The 19805-nt window shown below is 71.5% G+C and carries 18 protein-coding genes; 13 read left to right on the forward strand and 5 right to left on the reverse strand.

The genetic code is table 11. The annotated features are described in order from the left end of the window. Position 1: 1 nt before the first annotated feature. Positions 2-847, forward strand: a complete 846-nt coding sequence (locus tag OM076_RS06810) for a ferritin family protein (protein WP_270038740.1) — start codon at positions 2-4, stop codon at positions 845-847. Positions 848-955: 108 nt separating this feature from the next. Here OM076_RS06810 and OM076_RS06815 read toward each other — a convergent pair whose 3' ends face one another. From OM076_RS06815 to OM076_RS06825, 3 genes are read right to left on the reverse strand one after another with little or no spacing between them, the layout of a single operon-like run. Beyond that, positions 956-1669 carry a (5-formylfuran-3-yl)methyl phosphate synthase gene (locus OM076_RS06815; protein ID WP_270038741.1) on the reverse strand — a complete coding sequence of 238 codons (714 nt, stop codon included), beginning with the start codon at positions 1667-1669 and terminating at the stop codon, positions 956-958. Next, positions 1666-2604 carry a beta-ribofuranosylaminobenzene 5'-phosphate synthase family protein gene (locus OM076_RS06820; RefSeq protein ID WP_270038742.1) on the reverse strand — a complete coding sequence of 313 codons (939 nt, stop codon included), beginning with the start codon at positions 2602-2604 and terminating at the stop codon, positions 1666-1668. Before OM076_RS06820 ends, OM076_RS06815 begins: the two co-directional genes overlap by 4 nt. Beyond that, positions 2601-3158, reverse strand: a complete 558-nt coding sequence (locus tag OM076_RS06825) for a DUF447 domain-containing protein (protein WP_270038743.1) — start codon at positions 3156-3158, stop codon at positions 2601-2603. The genes OM076_RS06820 and OM076_RS06825 overlap by 4 nt, the downstream gene beginning before the upstream one ends. Positions 3159-3197: 39 nt before the next feature. Between OM076_RS06825 and pabB the strand changes: the two genes are divergently transcribed. The 4 genes from pabB (at position 3198) to OM076_RS06845 (ending at position 8130) form a co-directional block, all read left to right on the forward strand. Further along, positions 3198-5249, forward strand: a complete 2052-nt coding sequence (pabB, locus tag OM076_RS06830; RefSeq protein WP_270038744.1) for an aminodeoxychorismate synthase component I — start codon at positions 3198-3200, stop codon at positions 5247-5249. 192 nt (positions 5250-5441) lie between these two features. After that, a complete protein-coding gene (locus tag OM076_RS06835) occupies positions 5442-5885 on the forward strand; it encodes an MSMEG_3727 family PQQ-associated protein (protein ID WP_270038745.1) in 444 nt (147 codons plus the stop codon). 17 nt (positions 5886-5902) lie between these two features. Then, the gene (locus OM076_RS06840) at positions 5903-7591 is read left to right on the forward strand and encodes a PQQ-dependent dehydrogenase, methanol/ethanol family (RefSeq protein ID WP_270038746.1); all 1689 of its coding nucleotides are present in this window, start codon (positions 5903-5905) and stop codon (positions 7589-7591) included. Positions 7592-7626: 35 nt separating this feature from the next. After that, positions 7627-8130, forward strand: coding sequence for a hypothetical protein (locus OM076_RS06845; protein ID WP_270038747.1), 504 nt, complete (start codon positions 7627-7629; stop codon positions 8128-8130). A 7-nt stretch (positions 8131-8137) separates the two neighbouring features. Here OM076_RS06845 and OM076_RS06850 read toward each other — a convergent pair whose 3' ends face one another. Beyond that, positions 8138-9559, reverse strand: coding sequence for a M17 family metallopeptidase (locus tag OM076_RS06850; RefSeq protein WP_270038748.1), 1422 nt, complete (start codon positions 9557-9559; stop codon positions 8138-8140). A gap of 110 nt (positions 9560-9669) precedes the next feature. Between OM076_RS06850 and pqqB the strand changes: the two genes are divergently transcribed. The 4 genes from pqqB to pqqE are packed head-to-tail and all read left to right on the forward strand — an operon-like array spanning position 9670 to position 12557. Further along, complete coding sequence (gene pqqB / locus OM076_RS06855) at positions 9670-10527, forward strand: pyrroloquinoline quinone biosynthesis protein PqqB (protein ID WP_443732129.1); 858 nt, start codon at positions 9670-9672, stop codon at positions 10525-10527. Next, positions 10524-11216 (forward strand): pyrroloquinoline-quinone synthase PqqC, encoded by a 693-nt coding sequence (gene pqqC / locus OM076_RS06860; RefSeq protein WP_270038750.1) that lies wholly within the window; start codon positions 10524-10526, stop codon positions 11214-11216. The genes pqqB and pqqC overlap by 4 nt, the downstream gene beginning before the upstream one ends. Further along, positions 11213-11473 carry a pyrroloquinoline quinone biosynthesis peptide chaperone PqqD gene (gene pqqD / locus OM076_RS06865; RefSeq protein ID WP_270038751.1) on the forward strand — a complete coding sequence of 87 codons (261 nt, stop codon included), beginning with the start codon at positions 11213-11215 and terminating at the stop codon, positions 11471-11473. Before pqqC ends, pqqD begins: the two co-directional genes overlap by 4 nt. Further along, positions 11463-12557 carry a pyrroloquinoline quinone biosynthesis protein PqqE gene (gene pqqE, locus OM076_RS06870; protein WP_270038752.1) on the forward strand — a complete coding sequence of 365 codons (1095 nt, stop codon included), beginning with the start codon at positions 11463-11465 and terminating at the stop codon, positions 12555-12557. Before pqqD ends, pqqE begins: the two co-directional genes overlap by 11 nt. On the opposite strand, the gene OM076_RS47105 is transcribed toward pqqE, so the two are convergent. Further along, on the reverse strand, positions 12554-13954 hold the full coding sequence (locus OM076_RS47105) for a DNA-binding protein (RefSeq protein ID WP_270038753.1): 1401 nt from the start codon (positions 13952-13954) through the stop codon (positions 12554-12556). The two genes, pqqE and OM076_RS47105, sit on opposite strands and share 4 nt — an antisense overlap. A 263-nt stretch (positions 13955-14217) precedes the next feature. On the opposite strand from OM076_RS47105, the gene OM076_RS06880 reads away from it, so the two are divergent. From OM076_RS06880 to OM076_RS06895, 4 genes are all read left to right on the forward strand, one after another. Further along, entirely contained in the window at positions 14218-15183 is a 966-nt protein-coding gene (locus tag OM076_RS06880) for a GlxA family transcriptional regulator (RefSeq protein ID WP_270038754.1), read from the forward strand. 63 nt (positions 15184-15246) lie between these two features. After that, a complete protein-coding gene (locus OM076_RS06885) occupies positions 15247-16071 on the forward strand; it encodes a DUF8832 domain-containing protein (RefSeq protein ID WP_270038755.1) in 825 nt (274 codons plus the stop codon). Next, positions 16068-18311, forward strand: coding sequence for a heavy metal translocating P-type ATPase (locus OM076_RS06890; RefSeq protein WP_270038756.1), 2244 nt, complete (start codon positions 16068-16070; stop codon positions 18309-18311). Before OM076_RS06885 ends, OM076_RS06890 begins: the two co-directional genes overlap by 4 nt. A 59-nt stretch (positions 18312-18370) precedes the next feature. After that, positions 18371-19783, forward strand: coding sequence for an FAD-dependent monooxygenase (locus tag OM076_RS06895; RefSeq protein WP_270038757.1), 1413 nt, complete (start codon positions 18371-18373; stop codon positions 19781-19783). Positions 19784-19805: the final 22 nt, after the last annotated feature.

The raw sequence follows: 19805 nt of genomic DNA on the forward strand, positions 1-19805 counted from the left end.
CATGGGTGAGCGGCAGCTCTGGGAGCGTGTCGTGGCCGGGCATTTCGTGCTCGCCAAGCGCAGCTTCTGGCCCAACTTCTTCTCCCAGATCGTGGCCCGCCTGCAGTGGAATCCGATGGCCATCGACCTGGCGCCGGACGCCCTTCAATGGCCTGAGCTCCCGCCCGAGCGTCGCGACCGGTTGCTGACGCTGCTGGCCGGGTTCTGCGTGGCCGAGGACGCCGTCGCCGAACAGCTGACACCGTTCTCCGACGCGGCGCGGGAGGCCACGCTCGCCTCGCAAGAGAGCCTGATCGCCTGGGTGTTCTTCCTCCAGCGGCGCGACGAGCAGCGCCACGCGAGGCTTTTCGACCGCATCGGCGCCGAGGTGCTCGGGCTGCCGGGAGCGACGCCCGAGGAGCGGCGCGCCGCGGCCCGCGCCTACGTCCCGCCGGCGATGCTCGAGCTGTTCGAGGAGCGCCTGCCGGCGATGGCCACAGAGCTCGCGGCGGGGCGTACCGGGCTCAGCGAGGGCGTCAGCCTCTACCACATGCTGCTCGAAGGGGTCGTCTTCGACGCCGGGCAGCACGCGCTGCTCGACGAGCTCGCCGACGGCACCCTCCCAGGCGTGCGCGAGGGGGTGGAGCGCGTCGAGCGCGACGAGCGCTGGCACGTCGGCTTCGGCCTGCGCTGCCTGATCGAGACCCGGCCGTCGGCGCAGGTGCTCGGCGAGCTTCTGGAGCGGGCGCAGGAGGCCGCCGCCGTGTGGGGCGGTGCCGTCCCGGAGGCCACGTGCGCGAAGAGCGCCCGCAAGGTCGCCCACCGGCTCCACGTCGCCGGGCTCATCGCACCGCGCGCCGCGGCGTAGCAAACATAAAGGGGACTGTCCCCTTTAGACAAGCGGGTCCACGTCGCGCCGTGTGCGGCGGCGTCGCGAACCTAAAGGGGACTGTCCCCTATAGGTTGTGCGGTCCCTTTAGGTTGTGCGGGTGGTGGCGAGCAGGGCGCGGACGCGGGCGGCGTCGAGCGGGGCGGAGCGCCGGCCGTCGCTGCAGGCGGCCGAGCGGACGCCGGCGATGTCGGCCCCTGTAGCGCGCACCACGGGCAGGTCCTCGGCTCGCAGAGCGCCGGCCAGTGCGATCTGCAGGCCGGCGGCGTGGGCTTCGGCGACGAGAGTCGTCAGCGCGTCGGGAGTGAGCCAGTCGAGCAGTCCGCGGCCGTCCTTGATCGCCGTGTCGAACATGCACATCGCGAGGCCGGCGGCACGCGCCACGCGCGGCAGGAGCTCGGGTGCCAGCGGGGCTTGCGGCACGCGCCGGGCGTCCGCGTAGGCCGCCGCGACCACCTCGGCGCCGTCCACGCCGGCGACGGCGTCGCGGACCGCCCGCAGGAGCGCGACCGCCTCGTCCTCGGTCGACGTGCCGTAGAGGCCGACCTTGACGAGCGCCGCGCCGCTGCGCGCCGCGCCCAGGGCGGCGAGCGCCGCCGTGCCGGGAAGATTGGGCATGTCGCCGATCGCGGCGCTGACCGTGCGCCCGGGGTCCACCACGTCGCGCACGGCGGCGATGACCGCCGGCGACGGCGCGCCCAGCGAGCCTTCAGCGGGGTTCTTGACGTCGACGATGTCGGCGCCCGCGACGGCGGCCGTGCGCGCCTCCGCGGCGTCGACGACGCTCACGAGCAACTTCATGCGCGCTCGCACCGAGCACCGTGGTTGTCGACCTTCACGAGCGCCACGCTCCCCGCTGCGCCGACGATTTCCTCCATCCGGCTCGCGAGCTCGCGACCCGCGGCTTCACTTCCGACCACGCCGTAGACCGCTGGTCCCCACGAGCTCTGGCCGGCGCCGGCGGCTCCGCCGTCGAGCAACGCCTCGACCAGCGCTCCGGCGCGTGGGTGAAAGCGCCCGCCCTGCACGGCGGCGAACGCGTCGCCCACGAGCTGTTGGACGCGCGTCAGTGCGCCGCCGAACTCCTCGACGTCGTGCTCGACGAGCGCGGGGAGCAGCGACGTGAGCACGAGCTGCGCGATCGCCGCCGAGCGCTCGGCGGACGGCACGAGCCGCGCGAACGCCTGGTTCTCGGCCGTCCCCGACAGCCCCGGCTCGGCGGTCGGGACGACGAGGACGATCCGCCACTCGTCCGGCACCGCGTGACGGGTGAGCAGCGGTGACGGGCGCTCGCTGTCGCGCCGGACCCCACCCTCGACGACGAGGCCGCCGAGCGCGAACGTCCACAGCCCGACCGAGGAGCGGGCCGCGCGGCCGGCGGCCTCGGCCAGCGCCGGCGCGGCGACCCTGCGCCCGCGCAGCGCGATCAGCGCCTGCGCTACGGCCAGCGCGAGCTTGGTGCCCGACCCGAGCCCGACGTGCGGCGGGATCGCCTCGACGATCCGCAGATGGCCGCCACCTTGCAGCCCCAGCGCGTCACGGCAGCGCCGCGCGAACACCAGCGCGCGCTCAGCCTCGACGCCCTCCACGACCAGCTCGTCCGCCGGCCGCGCCTCGATGACGACGGCCGGTCGGCTGACCGCCACCCCGACCCCGCCGAAGCGGCGCGGGCCGTCGCCGGCCACCGCGAGCATGCCCAGATGCAGACGAGCGGGCGCCTCGACGCGGACCTTCAAGAGTCTCCGATCGCCGCGCGCACATAGGCCATCGCCTCGCGCTCGCGCGGACCGCCCGTCTTGTCCACGAGCACCTGCAGGCGGTGCAGCTCGGTCCGGATGTGCTCCATGTCGAGCAGCCGTACCCGCGAGGCCAGGATCGACGCCTCCAGCACCGCGTACGACGCGCGATTGAACCCGAGGAACTCGCGCGCGACACCGCCGCCGACGACCGTCGTGCGGACGCGGGCGCGCACCTCGCCGTCATCGATCTCCTCCAGGCGCACCTCGCGCCACGAGCATGCGTCCGCAAGCACCGCGCCGCGGACGCCGGCCGCCGCCCGGGTCGGCGGACGCGGGTCCCCGAGCGCCGCCTGGCAGAACAGCAGGATGTCGTCGGTCAGATTCACGACGGCGACTCCGGTGGCGCGCAGGTTGCGCAGCGTGCGGGTACCTCGAAAGGGCTTGATGACGATCTGCCCCTCGCCCCACTCGACGCCCATCGCGGCGCAATTGACGCTGTCGTCGGGGTTGATCGTCGTCACCACCGTCTCGAGGACGGGTGCATCTGGCAAACCATGTGCCAACGTTGCGAGAGTGTAAGCGCGGGGCCGATGCGCACGCTCCTGATCGACAACCACGACTCGTTCACGTTCAACCTCTTCCACCTGCTGGGCGAGGTCAACGGCGACGAGCCGATCGTCGTGCGTAACGACGAGCTGACATGGCAGGAGCTCGCCGCGCTGCGGCCGGACAACATCGTGATCTCGCCGGGGCCAGGGCGCCCCGAGCGCGCGCGTGACGTCGGCGTCTCGACCGCGGCGCTCGAGCACGCGCAGGTGCCGGTGCTCGGGGTCTGTCTCGGCCACCAGGCCCTGGCGCACGTCAGCGGCGGCACGATCCGCCATGCACCCGAGGTGATGCACGGCCGGACGAGCGCGATCCACCATGACGGGCTGGGCCTGTTCGCGGGCATGCCCCAGGGCTTCGACGCCGTGCGCTACCACTCGCTGGTCGTCGGCATCGTTCCCGCTGACCTGCGCGTGACGGCGTGGACGCTCGACCACGTCGTCATGGGGCTCGAGCACCGCGCGCGACCGTTGTGGGGCGTGCAGTTCCATCCCGAGTCGATCTGCACCGAGCACGGCCGCACGCTGGCCCGCAACTTCCGCGACCTCACGCACGCGCGGCGACGCGCTCCGCGGCCCGTGCCACGACACACCCGCCGGCCCGCCTCCGCCGTCCGCATCCACCACCGCACGCTCGAGCGTTGGTGCGATCCCGAGTCCGCGTTCGTCGCGCTCTATGGCGGGCGCGAGCACGCTGTGTGGCTCGACAGCTCGCTCGCGGAGCCCGGGCTCGCGCGCTTCTCGTTCATGGGCGCTCCCGAGGGTCCGCTCGGCCAGGTCGTGCGTTACGACGTGGCGACGGGTGAGCTCACGGTCCAGCGCGCGGGCAAGCTGGTGCGGTCGCACGAGCACGTCCTCGATTACTGCGAGCGCGAGCTCGCTCGCCTGCGGGCCGACGCTCCGGAGCTGCCGCTGAACTTCACCGGCGGCTTCGCCGGGTACCTCGGCTACGAGCTCAAGGGCGGCGAGGGCGTGCACCGATCGGCGCTGCCTGACGCCGCGCTCGTCTTCTGCGACCGGCTGATCGCGTTCGACCACGAGCGGCGCCGCGTGCACCTGCTCGCGCTCGCCGCGGGCGATGGCGAGGCCGCCGCCCGTGCGTGGCTGGCTTCGACCGAACGCGAGCTCCTGGACGCACCCGACGCACCGCCGCCGACGCCGCCCACCGCCGGAGCGCTGTCGTTCACTCCGCGCGAGGATCGCGACACCTACCTGGCCAACATCGACGCCTGCCTACACGAGATCTTCGAGGGCGAGACGTACGAGGTCTGCCTCACCACGGAGCTGTACAGCGACGGCGCGATCGACGCGCTCGCGGCGTACCGTGCCCTGCGCGCGCGCAACCCCGCGCCCTACGCGGCGCTGCTGCGCCTCGGCGACGTGTCCGTGCTCAGCTCCTCGCCCGAGCGCTTCCTGCGCGTCGACCGTGAGCGGAGCGTCGAGTCCAAGCCGATCAAGGGCACCGCCCGGCGCGGGCTCTACCCCACCGAGGACGCCTACCGCGCGGCCGCGCTGCGTGCCGACGAGAAGTCGCGCGCCGAGAACCTGATGATCGTCGACCTCGTGCGCAACGACCTCGGGCGGGTGTGCGAGCTGGGGAGCGTCGAGGTGCCGGCGCTGATGGCCGTCGAGTCCTACGCCACCGTCCACCAGCTCGTCACGACCGTCCGGGGCCGGCTGCGCGAGGACGCGTCCGCGATCGACTGCATCCGCGCGGCGTTCCCCGGCGGCTCGATGACCGGCGCGCCGAAGCAGCGCACGCTCGAGATCATCGACCGGCTCGAGGCAGGCCCGCGCGGCGTCTACTCAGGGGTGCTGGGGTTCCTGTCGGTCAACGGCACCGCCGACCTCAGCATCGTCATCCGCACGCTGGTGGCATCGCCCGACGGGCTGCGGATCGGATCGGGCGGCGCGATCGTCGCCGGCTCGGACCCGGACGACGAACACGATGAGATGCTCCTGAAGGCACGCGCGGTGCTCGAGGCGGTGGGCGGGACGCTCGCGGCCGGCCCGCAACTCGCCGGCGCGACTCACTGACCAAAAACCAGCGGCGCCCGATCCCGAACGAGCGGTGCCGGTCCGCGCGCGAACGGCAGCTTCGCTTCGATCGGGTGCGCACACCCATTTACGGCAATACGATCCGGCCACGTCGGAAGTGAGTGAAGCCTTCCGAGAGAACCCCTGCGGGACCTCACGCCGGAGTCCCGGAAATTGGACAGGAGGGGCGCTGTGAGTCAGATCGTCGATGTAGCGGACCTCGACAAGCAGAACGGGACGACGCTCGGCCGCATCTTGGGCCGAGGGAAGCTCGGGCACGCCGAGGAAGGGGACGACGGCAAGATGCACGCCACCGTCCGGATCCCAGAGGACGAGCTGGTGTTCGAGCCCGGGGTCCTCGTCATCCCCCACGCGGGCGTGCTCGAGCTCGAGCTCATCAACGATGACAAGAACACCCACTGCGCGGTACTGCCGTGCAACGGCGACTACAAGTTCATCTGGTTGGTGAATCACTCCAGGGGAATCGCCACGCTCGAGCTCGACGGCCCGGGGTATTACTGGTACGGCTCCCGCACGGGCAATGACGAGGGTCGCGGGCTGACGGCGGCGATCGTCGTCGAGGGTGACGCACCCCCCGAGGCCCGGCTCGACCGTCCACCGCAACCGCGCCCGTAGCTGGAGAGGAGCACCTGATGGCAATCGAATATGTAGACGCAGGAACGGCGGTCGGCAACTCGACTCTGAGCGGCATCATCGGGATCGCGCCGCCGGTGGCCCAGGGCGTCACGTACGAGCGCATCCTCAACGCCCGCTCGGAGCCGCACAACTGGCTCACGTACTACGGCGCCTACGACGGGCAGCGCTACAGCCCGCTCAACCAGATCAACAAGGAGACGATCTCCAAGCTCACCCCCGCGTGGGTCTTCCAGTGCGGCTCGGTGGGCCTGCACTCGGGCAAGTCGACGTACTCGTTCGAGGCCTCCCCGCTCGTCGTCGACGGCATCATGTTCGTCTCCGGCTGGGACGGGTGGGTCTGGGCGCTCGACGCGCAGACCGGATCGCTGCTGTGGCAGTACCGCCATGCGATCCCGTACGACGTGTCGCTCTGCTGCGGCAACGTGAACCGCGGCGTCGCCGTCGCCGAGGGCAAGGTGTTCGTCGCCACCCTGAACGCCCACATCATCGCCCTCGACGCCGAGAGCGGGACGAAGCTCTGGGACCAGACCTTCGGCGACGTCCGGGCCGGCGAGAGTGCCACCGTCGCACCGTTGATCGTCAAGGACATGGTCATCGTCGGCAGCTCCGGCGGCGAGTTCGGCGTGCGCGGGCACGCCGACGCGTTCAAGCTCGAGACCGGTGAGCGGGTGTGGCGCTGCTACATGGTGCCCAAGCCCGGGGAGCCCGGCTCCGACACCTGGCCCGCGGAGGGCGAGGCCTGGGCGCGCGGCGGCGCGAACTGCTGGGTGACAAGCACGTTCGACCCGCAGCTGAACCTCCTGTACTTCGGGACGGGCAACCCGTGTCCCGACTTCGACGGAGGCGTCCGCCCGGGCGACAACCTCTACACCGATTCCGGCGTCGCCGTGGACGTCGACACCGGCAAGATCAAGGCGCATTTCCAGTACACCCCGCACGACGTGTGGGACTACGACTCGACGATGGAGCACATCCTCATCGACCTTGACGGGCAGAGGCTCGCCGCCCACTTCGACAAGAACGGGTTCCTCTACATCCTCGATCGCACCAACATGGATGCGGTCCGCGTGGCGCCGTTCGTCGACCGGATCGACTGGGGCGAGGTCGACGAGAAGGGCAACGCGACGGCAAAGGTCTTCCCCGACAAGGAGGGTGACCCGGTGCACTTCTGGCCCGGTCCGGCCGGTGCCAAGGAGTGGACGCACGCCTGTTACAACCCGAACACCGAGCTCCTCTACTGCCCGGTGCAGGACGTCGGCGCGACGGCCACGCGGCGGCGCCGGGAGTTCAAGGAGAGCATCCCCTACTGGGGCGCGGGCGTCGCCGTGGACCTCGAGGACATGGCCGGGTCCATCAGCGCCTTCGACCCGCGCACCGGCGAGGAGCGCTGGCGCTGGCGCAATGACATCCCGATGTGCTCGTCGCTCCTGACCACTGCCGGCGGCCTGGTGTTCGGCGGCGAGCCGACCGGTGAGTTCAACGCGCTCGACGCCGACAGCGGTGAGCTGCTGTGGCACTTCCAGTGCGGCAGCGGTCACCACTCGAGCCCTTCCACCTACAGCGTCGACGGGCGGCAGTACATCGCCGTGCCGACGGGCTGGGGCGCGTGGACCGAGGGGTTCCTGCCCGGGATGCTGGGAGCGGGTCAGGGAAGCGGACTGTTCGCCTTCGCGCTGCCGGAGTGAGCGCGAGCGATGTCAATCAGCGTGTGAGGTGATTCATGAGCTTCCTACTTCTAGGCATCGACAGCCTGATCGCGGGCTTCGCGATCGGAGCGCTCGTCGAGAGACGCTCGCGCCTGCGGTTCGCCGCGCTGTTCGGCCTCGCCGACGGTGTCGCGTTCCTGATCGGCACGGGCCTTGGCTGGGGCCTGTTCTCTGAGGCCACGTCCGAGATCGTCGAGGTCGGATCGCTGGTTGCGATCGGGCTCTATCTGCTGGTCGTGGTCGCGGGGATGCAGCGGATGGCGACCTGGCCGATCTGGCTGGTGCCGATCGTGCTGACCGTCGACAACCTGACCTACGGTCTGGCCGGTGAGCGCACGGGGTCGGTGCTCGGCGACGCCGTCACGCAGGCCCTGTCGAGCTCGCTGCTCGCGCTCGCCGGGCTGCTCGCGGCCGTCTGGCTCCCGCGTGCGCTTCCGTTCGCGCGCGGTACCTCGGCCCCGCGACTCGCCGGGACGGGCCTGCTGGTCGCGGCCGGTGCGCTCTATCTCGTCGGGTGACCTGCGCTCACGAGCTCGCCGCGACGCTCAGGCGCGCGGCGAGCTCGACGAGCATGCGGACGCCGTAGCCCGTCGCGCCGCGGCCGAAGGCATCGCCGCGATCGTCGTCCGGAAACGCCGTGCCGAGCATGTCGACATGTGCCCAAGGACCCTCACCCGCGAACTCCCGCAGGAACGTGGCGGCCACGATCGGGAAGCCGAAGCTCTTGCCGGCGTTGTTGCGCAGGTCGGCGACGGTCGAGTCGATCAGGGGTCGGTAGCGCGGATGCAGCGGCCACGGCCACGCGAGATCGCCGCCGGCGTTCCCCGCGTCCACGACCGCGTCACGCCACGCGTCGTCGTTGGCGAAGACGCCGGCGTACATGTCCCCCATGCCCTCGTGCATGGCGCCGGTCAGCGTCGCCAGGTCGACGAGGTGCGTCGCGCCGTCGCGGCGTGCCCACCACAGCGCGTCGGCGAGGATCAGGCGTCCTTCGGCATCGGGGTTGGTCACCTCGACGGTCAGGCCGGCAGCGGTCGTGATGACGTCCGTCGGCCTGATCGCGGTGCCGCTGAGCAGGTTCTCGCAGGCGGGGACGATGCCCGTGACCGACAGCGGGAGCCCGAGCTCGGCGATCGCACCCAGCGCCGCGACGACCGCCGCGCCGCCGGCCATGTCGGCCTTCTGGCGGACGATGTCCGGCCGCGACTTCAGGAAGTAGCCGCCCGCGTCGAACGTGACGCCCTTCCCGATCAGCGCGAGCCGGGGTGCGGCGGGCGCGCCGGGCGGCTCGTGGCGGAGCACGACCAACACGGGTGCCTCCGCGCCACCGCCGCCGACGGCGGTGAGCGCACCGAGCCCGGCCTCGGTGGGGTCGATGATCTCGGTGCGCAGCCGCGGCACCGCCGCGGCGCGTTCCGCCAGGCCGGCCGGGGTCATCACGTTCGGTGGCGCGTCCACGAGCGTGCGGGCGACGTTGGTCCAGCGCGCGACGCACGCGGCGCGCGCCGCGACGGGCGCGAAGTCCTCGCGGCAGCCGCAGATCACGAAGCGCTCGACGCCGCGGAGGCGCTCGACGCCGCGATATCGGCGCGCGTCGTAGCCGCCGATGACGGCGCCTTCGGCGAGCGCGCGGACCTGCTCGTCGATCGCGACGGGCAGCGACGGATCGAGCGCCCATGCCACCGTCCCGCCGCCGCGGCACGCGCGTACCGCTCGCGCGGCGGCGGTGCGCAGCCCCTCCACGCCGGGCCCGAGCGCCACGACGGCCAGCGGGGCGCCGGACGTGTAGACCAGCGCGACCGGATCGGCGTCCGCCAGAGCACGCACAGGAGCGCCCAGCTCCGAGGCCCTCCCCCCTGCCGCGGCGATCAGATCGGCCCCGAGCGCGTCCGGGCCGGCCGCGGTCACCTCGATGCGCATCGTCTGAACACCACCAGGATCGTCCATCTAAAGGAGGCACTATGACGTGGGTCAAGCCGAAGTTCGAGGTCGTCGAGCTGTGTTCGGAAGTCACCCTCTACGTGTTCCACCGGTAGGTGGTTGAGGGGCCGGCGCCCGTGCGCGTCCGCGTTCTGGGCTCGGCCGCCGGAGGAGGGTTCCCGCAGTGGAACTGCCGTTGCGGGACTTGCGCGGCCGCGCGTGCCGGAGTGCGCGCGCGGCCGCGCACGCAATCGTCGCTGGCGATCCGCGGGGTCGAGGGGCCGTGGTTTCTCGTCAACGCCTCACCCGACGCGCGCCAGCAACTCGAGACGCTCGTAGACGGGCGTGACGTCGACGGCGTCCGCGCGCCGCCGATCGCCGGCGTGCTGCTCACCGACGCCGAGATCGACCACACGGCAGGGCTGCTGCTCCTGCGCGAATCGACCGCGCCGGTACGGGTCTTCGGCGAGGCGGGCGTCGAGCGCGTGCTGGAGGACACGCTGTTGCGCATGTTGGAGCGCTTCTGCGGCGTGGAGTGGACGGTGCTCGAACCCGGGCAGCCGCTGTCGCTCGCGGCGTCGAGCCTGAGCGTCGAGTCGTTTCCGGCGGGTGACGACGAGGCGACGGGGTTCGTCTTCCGCGATGGCGTGACCGGCGGCGTCGTCACCTACGCCCCCGCGCTTGCCGGAATGGACGGCGGCGTGCTCGCCCGTTTCGCCGCCAGCGACCTCGTGCTCGTCGACGGGACGTTCTGGCGCGAGGACGAGCTCGCGCGACTCGGCATCTCGCAGCGCAGCGCGCACGACATGGGCCACATACCGCTCTCCGGCCCCGGCGGAAGCCTCGAAGCGCTCGCCGTCCTGGAGCGCCCGCGCAAGGTGCTGGTGCATATCAACAACACGAATCCGATCCTGCTCGAGGACTCGCCAGAGCGCGAGCTCGTCGCCCGGTCAGGCGTCGAAGTCGCTTACGATGGTCTCGAGGTCGAGCTGTGACCGAGGAGTTCATCGCCCGCCTGCGCGCGCAAGGCTCGCGCTACCACGACCAGCACCCGTTCCACAGGCGCATGGACGCGGGCGAGCTGACGCGCGAGGAGCTGCAGCGCTGGGTCGCGAACCGCTTCTACTACCAGAAGTGCATCCCGCTCAAGGACGCGGCGATCATGGCCAACTGCGACGAGGTCGCGGTCCGGCGCGAATGGGTCCAGCGCATCCTCGACCACGACGGCACCGTCGAGGGAACCGGTGGCATCGAGTCGTGGCTGCGCCTCGGTGAGGCGCTCGGCGTGTCGCGCGACGAGCTCGTTTCAGAACGGCGGGTGCTCCCCGCGGTGCGCTACGCGGTCGACGCCTACGTGAACTTCGCGCGCTCCAAGCCCTGGGTCGAAGCCGTCGCGTCATCGCTCACCGAGCTCTTCGGGCCGGCCGCGATCCGCGTCCGGCTCGAGGCGCTCGAGCGCCACTACCCGTGGATCGATCGCGCCGGGCTCGAGTACTTCCGCGCCCGGCTCGTGCAGGCACCGCGCGACGCGCAGTACGCGCTCGACCTCACCGTCGCGCGCTGCCGCACGCGCGAGCAGCAGGACGCCGCCGTCGCGGCGCTGCGCTTCAAGACCGAGGTGCTGTGGGCGCAACTGGACGCCATCGAGCGCGGCGACACGCAGCCGGCGGGAGCGCTCACATGACGCGTCCTCGCCTGGTCACGGGCGCGCGGCTGCACTACGACGACGTGCGCGCGGAACACGTGCTGCTGATTCCCGAAGGGGTCGTGCGGCTCAATCCCACCGCGGCCGAGGTGCTCGGCCTGTGCGACGGCGAGCGCTCGCTGGCCGACATCGTCGGCGCGCTCTCGCTGCGCTACGACGGCGCCGACGTGGGCGACGACGTTCGCGAGCTGCTCGACGCCATGACGCAGAGAGGACTCGTGGTCGATGCACCCTAGGCCGTCGTCGCTGATCGCCGAGCTCTCCTATCAGTGCCCGCTGCACTGCCCTTACTGCTCGAACCCGCTCGAGATCGGCCGCGAGGCGTACCGCGACGAGCTCGAGACCGACCACTGGGTCCGCGTCTTCGAGGAGGCGGGGCGGCTCGGCGTGCTCCAGCTCGCGCTCACGGGCGGTGAGCCGATGCTGCGCCGCGATCTCGTCGAGCTGTGCGCCGGCGCGCGCGACGCGGGCCTGTATTCGTCGCTGATCACCGCCGGGACGCTCTTCACCCCGCAGCGGGCCCAGGCGCTCAAGACGGCCGGTCTGGACCACGTGCAGATCTCGATCCAGAGCCCCGATCCCGACGACAACGACCGCATCGCGGGCAACCGGTCGTTCGCGAAGAAGCTCGCGGCGGCGCGCACCGCGAAGGCGCTCGACTTCCCGCTGACGATCAATTGCGTCCTGCACCGCCAGAACCTCGACCGCGTCGAGGCGCTGCTGGAGCTCGCGCTCGAGCTCGGGGCGCAACGGGTCGAGCTCGCCAACACCCAGTACTACGGCTGGGCGGTCCCCAACCAAGGGGCGCTGATGCCGACGCTGGGCCAGCTGCGGCGCGCGGAGGAGGCGGTTCAGCGCTTCCGTGAGCGGGTGGGTCCGAAGGTCTCCGTGCTGTGGGTGCTGCCGGATTTCTACGAGGAGCTGCCGAAGGCGTGCATGGGCGGCTGGGGCAGCACGGCGATGGTGATCGCGCCCAACGGTGCGGTGATGCCCTGCCAGGCCGCGTCGACGATCCCGGAGCTCGAGTTCGCCAACGTCCGCGACCATCCGCTGCAGTGGATCTGGGATCAGTCGGAGGCCTTCGCCCGCTTCCGCGGCACGGACTGGATGCAGGAGCCGTGCCGGACGTGCCCGCTCGGTCGCCAGCAGGAGGATCGGGGCGGCTGCCGCTGTCAGGCGCTGCGGCTCACCGGCGACGCCGCGGCGGCGGACCCGGTCTGCCGGTTCTCACCGCATCACCACCGCGTCGTCGAGGCGCGCACGGCGGCCGGCGATGAGCGGTTCCAGTACCGGACGATGAAGAAGCCGCTGAACGTCTAGAGCCCGAGCGCGCGCCGCACGGTCGGGACGTTGCGGCGAGAGACAGGGACCGCCTCGTGCGTGGTGCCGTCCATGATCAACGACAGGTCGCCGCGCGGCCCGCGCTCGACCACGCGGACGCGTGACAGGTTCACGAGGAAGCGCCGGTGGACGCGCAGGAACTCGCCGCCGGACAGCTCGACCTCGAGCTTGTCGATGCCACGCACCGCGGCTTGCAGGCGCCCCTCCTCGGTGACGAGCCAGACATCGTTGCCGTCGGCCTCCGCGAACTGGACTTCGAGCGGGCGCAACAAGATCATGCTCTCGCCGCTCACGCCCACGATGCGCGACGGCGGAGCGAGGCCTGGCTCGTGCCGCTCGCGCTCGATCGGCTCGCCGTGCTCGGAGCCGAAGAACGCGAGCGTCCCGATCGGCTGGTCGACGAGGAACACCGGGCGCAGGCTGATCCGGCAGGGCTCGCCGCTCAGCTCGGTCACCACCTGGGTCGAGCCGACCCAGCCGTGGTCGAGCTGCGCCTGCTCGATGGCGTGTCGGGCGAGGCGCCGGAAGTCCGGGGTCGGTTGCCAGCGGACCGCCGGGTCGAGCGCCTGCACCCGCGCGGGGACGCCGAGAACGAGGCTGGCTGCCTCGTCGGCGATGATGACCCTGCCGCTCGCGTCCAGGGCGGCGAGCCCCTGTCCGGACTGCGCTCGGGTCTGGGTGAACGCCGCGGCCAGCTCGGCGCCGCTGTCGTGGGCACGCTGGCGCAGGATCGCGCGCGCCCCGCCGACCGCTTTCGACAGCCACCCGGCAGCTTGGGCCGGGAGGTTGCTGCGCCAGGCCGAGACGTCGAGGACCGCGACGGGATCGTGCGTCACGGCGTCGCGGACCGCCACACCGGCACACACCCACTCGTCCAGGCCCCTGCACCAGTGCTCGGGCCCGCTGATCAGCACCGGCCCGGGCGCCTCCAGCGCCGTGCCCATCCCGTTGGTGCCCGTGGCCGCCTCCGACCAGCACGACCACGGCGCCATGTTGCTGTCGCGGGCGCGTGTCAGCGTCGTCTTATCGCCCTGGACGGTCAGGATTCGAGCCGTTCCATCGGTGACGGTGACGACGCCGCCGGCGCTCTCGACCTCGCTCGCGATCGACGCCGCGGCGCCGCCGAGCTGGGCGAACACGATCTCGTGCTCGAGCGTGTGCTCCGACGAGGACTCCTTCTGCGCGGACGCGGCCGGAGCCTGGCTCAGGCCCGGGTCGACCCGATACTGCTCGCGGCAGCGATACCACGACGTGGCCACCTCGGGCCGGACCCCGCGCACGCGGTCGTCCCCGGCAAGGAACCGCTCGCGTGCGGCGTTCACGGCCCTGTAGCGCTCCGCGTCGGTCACGCGATTGCGCTTTGCGGTCTGGCTCATACGGCGGTCAGGGCTCTACGTCGCATCGGGGTCTACTCACGTCAACGCCCGCATCGAAAGCGCTCGCGCCCGCGGGCGGTGTTCACCTCGGTTGGAAGGCTAACCCACTCGAGCACGACACTACCCGGGTCCGCGAGACTGACACGCGCGCCGAGACGCACGTCCCGGATGTGACGGCCAGACATCCGTCTATTCGACGGGTGGCGGAAATCGTGGGATATCGGTCCTAGGCGCCAGCGTAGGTGCGTGGCAGGATTGTCGGCATGCCACCGATCCGCCGAGTCCTGGTTCTCGCCGTCGACGGCGTCCAATCGCTGGACGTGATGGGTCCGATCGAGGTCTTCTGCGACGCCAACGACCTGGTGCCCGGTACGTACCGCATCGATGTGGTCGGCCCCGGCCGCGACGGCCAGATCACGATGAGCAACGGCCTCAAGCTCGGCGTCGATCCGCTGCCCGAGCCGCCCCCGCGCCATGACACACTCGTGGTGGCCGGAGGCGAGGGCGCCCGGCGGGCGAGCGACGACCCGGCGATCGTCGACTGGATCGCGCGGGCCTCGCGCCGCGCGCGGCGCACCACGTCGATCTGCACGGGTTCCTACCTGCTGGCGGCGGCCGGCCTGCTGAACGGGCGCCGCGCGACGACCCATTGGAACTACTGCACGGTCCTGGCCCAGCGCTACCCCGAGGTGGACATCGATCCCGACCCGTTGTTCGTCCGCGACGGCGACGTCTGGACCTCGGCCGGGATCACCGCGGGGATCGACCTCGCGCTGGCCCTGGTCGAAGAGGATCTCGGCGCGGACGTGGCGCTGGCGGTCGCGCGCCTCTTGGTCGTGTTCTTCAAGCGTCCCGGCGGCCAGTCGCAGTTCAGCGGCGCGCTGTCGGTCCAGCAGGCGTCGCGGCCGGCGCTGCGCGAGTTGCAGGCGTGGATCGGCGGCCATCTCGACGAGGACCTCTCGGTCGCCGCCCTGGCCGACCGCGCGCAGCTCAGCGAGCGCTCCTTCGCGCGCGCCTTCCGCGCCGAAGTCGGGCAGACCCCGGCGGTCTACGTCGAGACGCTGCGCGTCGAACGCGCCCGCGCGCTGTTGGAAGACGGCGCCCAGTCGCTCGACGCGGTCGCGCGGGCTGCCGGCTTCTCGAGCCCCGAGGTGCTGCGTCGCGCCTTTCACCGGCGCGTGGGCGTGAGCCCGGCCGCCTACCGCGAGCGCTTCCGCCTCGCGGCCTGAAGCGTTCGTTGCCTACCCCCAAAGGAAACCCTGCATGAGCCGCTCGACGAGACAGGTGACGGCATGAAGGTTGCCGGCCGACTGGCCGGGTTCGCCCTCATGGCCACGTTGGTGTTCGCCGGCGCCGCATTCGCCGGCAGCCGCCTCGACGTGCACCCCGGCAAGACCACCACCACGCCCAGCATGGGCGCCATGACGCCGCAGCCGGTGCGCGGGCTCGCCGTCAGCGAGAACGGACTCACGCTCCAGCTCGCGCGCCGGACCGCGCCGCAAGGCAAGCCGTTCGCGCTGGCCTTCCGCATCATCGGCCGCCGCGGACAGACCGTGCGCGACTTCGAGCTCGAGCACACCAAGCGCATGCACCTCATCGTCGTGCGCCGCGACATGACCGGCTTCCAGCACCTGCACCCGGCCGAGAACGCCGACGGCACATGGTCGCTCCCCGTCACTCTTGGAGATGCGGGCACCTACCGCGTGTTCGCCGACTTCAGCGTGGGCGAGAAGCCCTACACGCTGACCGACGACATCACCGTCGACGGTTCTGTGCGCTCGCAGGCGCTGCCCGCGCCGACCGACGCCGTCGCGGTCGATGGCCTGCGCGTCGCGCTCAGCCGGAGCGTCACCAAGGCCGGCCGGGAATCGGAGCTGGCGCTCACGGTCACCCGGGCCGGCAGGCCGGTCGCCATCCAGAACTACCTCGGCGCCAAGGGTCACCTCGTGGCACTGCGCCAGGGCGATCTCGCCTTCCTGCACGTCCACCCCGACGAGAACCGCCTGCGGTTCATGGCGACGTTCCCGACCCCGGGCACCTACCGCCTGTTCCTCCAGTTCAAGACCGCCGACGGGCATCTGCACACCGCCGCGTTCACCCAGGAGGTGACCCGATGAGCACCATCGCGATCGAGCGCGTCGAGCTGCCGATCACCGGCATGACGTGCGCCTCGTGCGCCAACCGCATCGAGCGCACGCTCAACAAGCTCGAGGGCGTCACCGCGTCGGTGAACTACGCCACCGAGAAGGCCCGGGTCGAGTTCGACCCGGGCGCGGTCGCCCCGCAGCAGCTCGTGGCCGCCGTGGAAGCCGCCGGCTACCAGGCCACGTTGCCGTCCGCTGAGCCCGAAGCTTCCGCTGCGGCGGGCGAACTCGATGAGACCGCGCCGCTGCGGCGCCGCCTGATCCTCGCCGCGCTGCTCTCGGTGCCGGCGCTGCTGCTGGCGATGATCCCCGCGCTGCAGTTCGACAACTTCCAATGGCTCTCGCTGAACCTCGTCACGCCCGTGGTGCTGTGGGCGGCCTTGCCGTTCCACAAGGCCGCGTGGGCCAATCTCAAACACGGCACCGCCACGATGGACACGCTGATCTCGGTCGGCACGCTCGCTGCCTGGCTGTGGTCGCTGTACGCGCTGTTCCTCGGCGACGCCGGCATGAACGACATGCGCATGGCCTTCGACGTCATCCCCAAACCGGGTGAGGGTGCCGACCAGATCTATCTGGAGACGGCGGGCATCGTCACGACGTTCCTGCTCGCGGGCCGCTACTTCGAGGCGAAGGCCAAGCGCCGTGCCGGCGCCGCGCTCACCGCGCTGCTGGAACTCGGCGCCAAGGACGTCGCCGTTCTGGACGCCGACGGCACCGAGCGCCGCATCGCGGTCGAGCAGCTCAAGGTCGGTGACCGCTTCATGGTCCGCCCCGGCGAGAAGGTCGCCACCGACGGCATCGTCGAGGACGGTGTGAGCGCGGTTGACATGAGCATGCTCACCGGCGAGTCGGTGCCCGTCGAGGTCAAGCCCGGGACCGTGATCGCGGGCGCGACGGTCAACGCCGGCGGACGCCTCATCGTGCGCGCCACCAAGGTCGGCGGCGACACCGCGCTGGCCCAGATCGCCCGCCTCGTCGAGGACGCCCAGACCGGCAAGGCCCCGGTCCAGCGCCTCGCCGATCGCATCTCCGGCGTGTTCGTGCCGATCGTGATCACGCTCGCGCTCGCGACGCTCGGGTTCTGGCTGGGCACCGGCGAGAGCGCGAGCTTCGCGTTCACCGCCGCGGTCGCCGTGCTGATCATCGCCTGCCCATGCGCGCTCGGGCTCGCGACGCCGACCGCCTTGATGGTCGGCACCGGTCGCGGCGCCCAGCTCGGACTGCTGATCAAAGGCCCCGAAGTGTTGGAGTCCACGCGCCGCGTCGACACGGTCGTGCTCGATAAGACCGGCACCGTGACCACCGGCAAGATGCGCCTGCTCGAGTTCACCGTCGCCGACGGCGTCGACCGCGACCAGGCGCTGCGGCTCGTCGGCGCCCTCGAGCACGCGTCCGAGCACCCGATCGCCCAGGCCATCGCCAGGGCGGCGGCCGCGCAGAGCGCGCCGGCGGACGTCGAGGCCTTCACCAATCGCGAGGGCCTCGGCGTCGAGGGCCTCGTCGAGGGCCACGCACTCGTCGTCGGCCGGCCGGCCCTGCTGAATTCGGCACGCCCGCCCATGCAGCTCCCGCCCGAGCTCGACGCCGCCCGCCGTGCCGCCGAGGCGCGCGGGCAGACGGCGATCGCGGCCGGCTGGGACGGACAGGCGACCGCGATCTTCGTCGTCGCCGACACCGTCAAGGCGTCATCCGCCGATGCCGTCGCGTCACTGAAGGCGCTCGGGCTGCGACCCGTGCTGCTCACCGGCGACAACGCGACCACGGCGCGCGCCGTCGCGGACGAGGTTGGCATCGACGAGGTCATCGCCGAGGTCCTGCCGGGCGACAAGGCGGACGTCATCCGCCGCCTGCAGGCCGAAGGCCACGTCGTCGCGATGGTCGGCGACGGCGTCAACGACGCTCCTGCACTCGCGCAGGCCGACCTCGGGCTGAGCATCGGCACCGGCACCGACGTCGCGATCGAGGCCTCCGACCTCACGCTCGTCTCCGGCGATCTGCGCGCCGCCACCGACGCGATCCGGCTCTCGCGCGCGACGCTGCGCACGATCAAGCAGAACCTGTCGTGGGCGTTCGGCTACAACGTCGCCGCCATCCCGCTGGCCGCGGTCGGCCTGCTCAACCCGGTCATCGCCAGTCTCGCGATGGTCTTCTCCAGCATCTCGGTCGTCTCCAACGCGCTGCGCCTGCGCCGCTTCAACGCCCAGCGCTAGCGGGCACGAACTCCTGGATCGCCTGAAAGGCGACCAGCGCGCGGTACGTTGCGCCGCGCATGTTCGACGTGATCATCGCCGGGTGCGGGCCGACTGGTGCGATGCTGGCCGCCGAACTCCGGCTGCACGACGTGCGGGTGCTCGTTGTGGAGCAGGAGACCGAGCCCGTGTCGTTCGTCCGCATCGTCGGTCTGCATATCCGCAGCCTCGAGCTGCTGGCGATGCGCGGACTGCTGGAGCGCATGCTCGAACGCGGAAGACGGCGTCCGGTCGGCGGGATCTTCGCCGCCATCGCCAAACCGGCGCCCGAGGGCCTGGATTCCGCGTACGCCTATCTGCTGGGCATCCCGCAGCCGGTCATCGTTGCGCTGCTCGAAGCACATGCGATCCAACTGGGGGCGCAGGTCCGGCGCGGTCGTTCGGTCGACGGTTTCGAGCAGGACGACGAGGGCGTGACCGTCACGCTGTCCGACGGGGAACAGCTGCGTTCGCGCTATCTCGTCGGCTGCGACGGCGCGCGCAGCACGGTGCGCAAACGGCTCGGCGTCGGCTTCCCCGGCGAGCCGTCACGAACCGACACGCTGATGGGCGAGATGGAAGTGGGTGTGCCGCAGGAAGAGATCGCCACCACGCTGCGCGAACTCCGCGAGACCAGCCAGCGGCTCTGGCTCAGGCCCTTCGGCGAAGGGATCTACAGCGTCGTCGTCCCCGCCGCGGGCGTCAGCGACCGCGCCCAACCGCCCACCCTTGAGGACTTCAAGCACCAGCTGCGCGCCATCGCCGGAACCGATCTGGGCGTGCACTCCCCGCGCTGGATGTCCCGCTTCGGGGATGCCACCCGGCTGGCCGAGCGGTATCGGGTGGGGCGGGTGCTGCTGGCAGGCGATGCGGCGCACATCCATCCACCCGCCGGCGGCCAAGGCCTCAACCTGGGCGTTCAGGACGCGTTCAACCTCGGTTGGAAACTCGCCGCGCAGATCCGCGGCTGGGCGCCGGAGACACTGCTGGACACCTACCACGCCGAACGTCATCCGGTCGCCGCGGACGTGCTGGACAACACCCGCGCCCAGATGGAGCTGCTGTCCACCGAACCGGGCCCACAGGCCGTGCGCAGGCTGCTCACCGAACTGATGGACCTCGATGAGGTCAACCGCCGCCTGATCGAGAAGATCACCGCGATCGACATCCGCTACGACTTCGGCGAAGGCCCCGACCTGCTCGGCCGCCGCCTGCCCGACATCGACCTCGAACAGGGCCACCTCTACGGTCGGCTGCATCGCTGCCGCGGTCTGCTGCTGGACCGCACCGAACGCCTGACCGTCGGCGGCTGGTCAGACCGGGTCGATCACCTCGCGGACCCCACCGCGGCACTGGATGCTCCGTGCGTCCTGCTCCGCCCCGACGGCCACGTCGCCTGGATCGGCGACGATCAGCGGAACCTGGACGACCACCTCTCCCGCTGGTTCGGCTGACGCCAGATATCCGTCTATTTCG

Source organism: Solirubrobacter ginsenosidimutans (assembly GCF_027587205.1).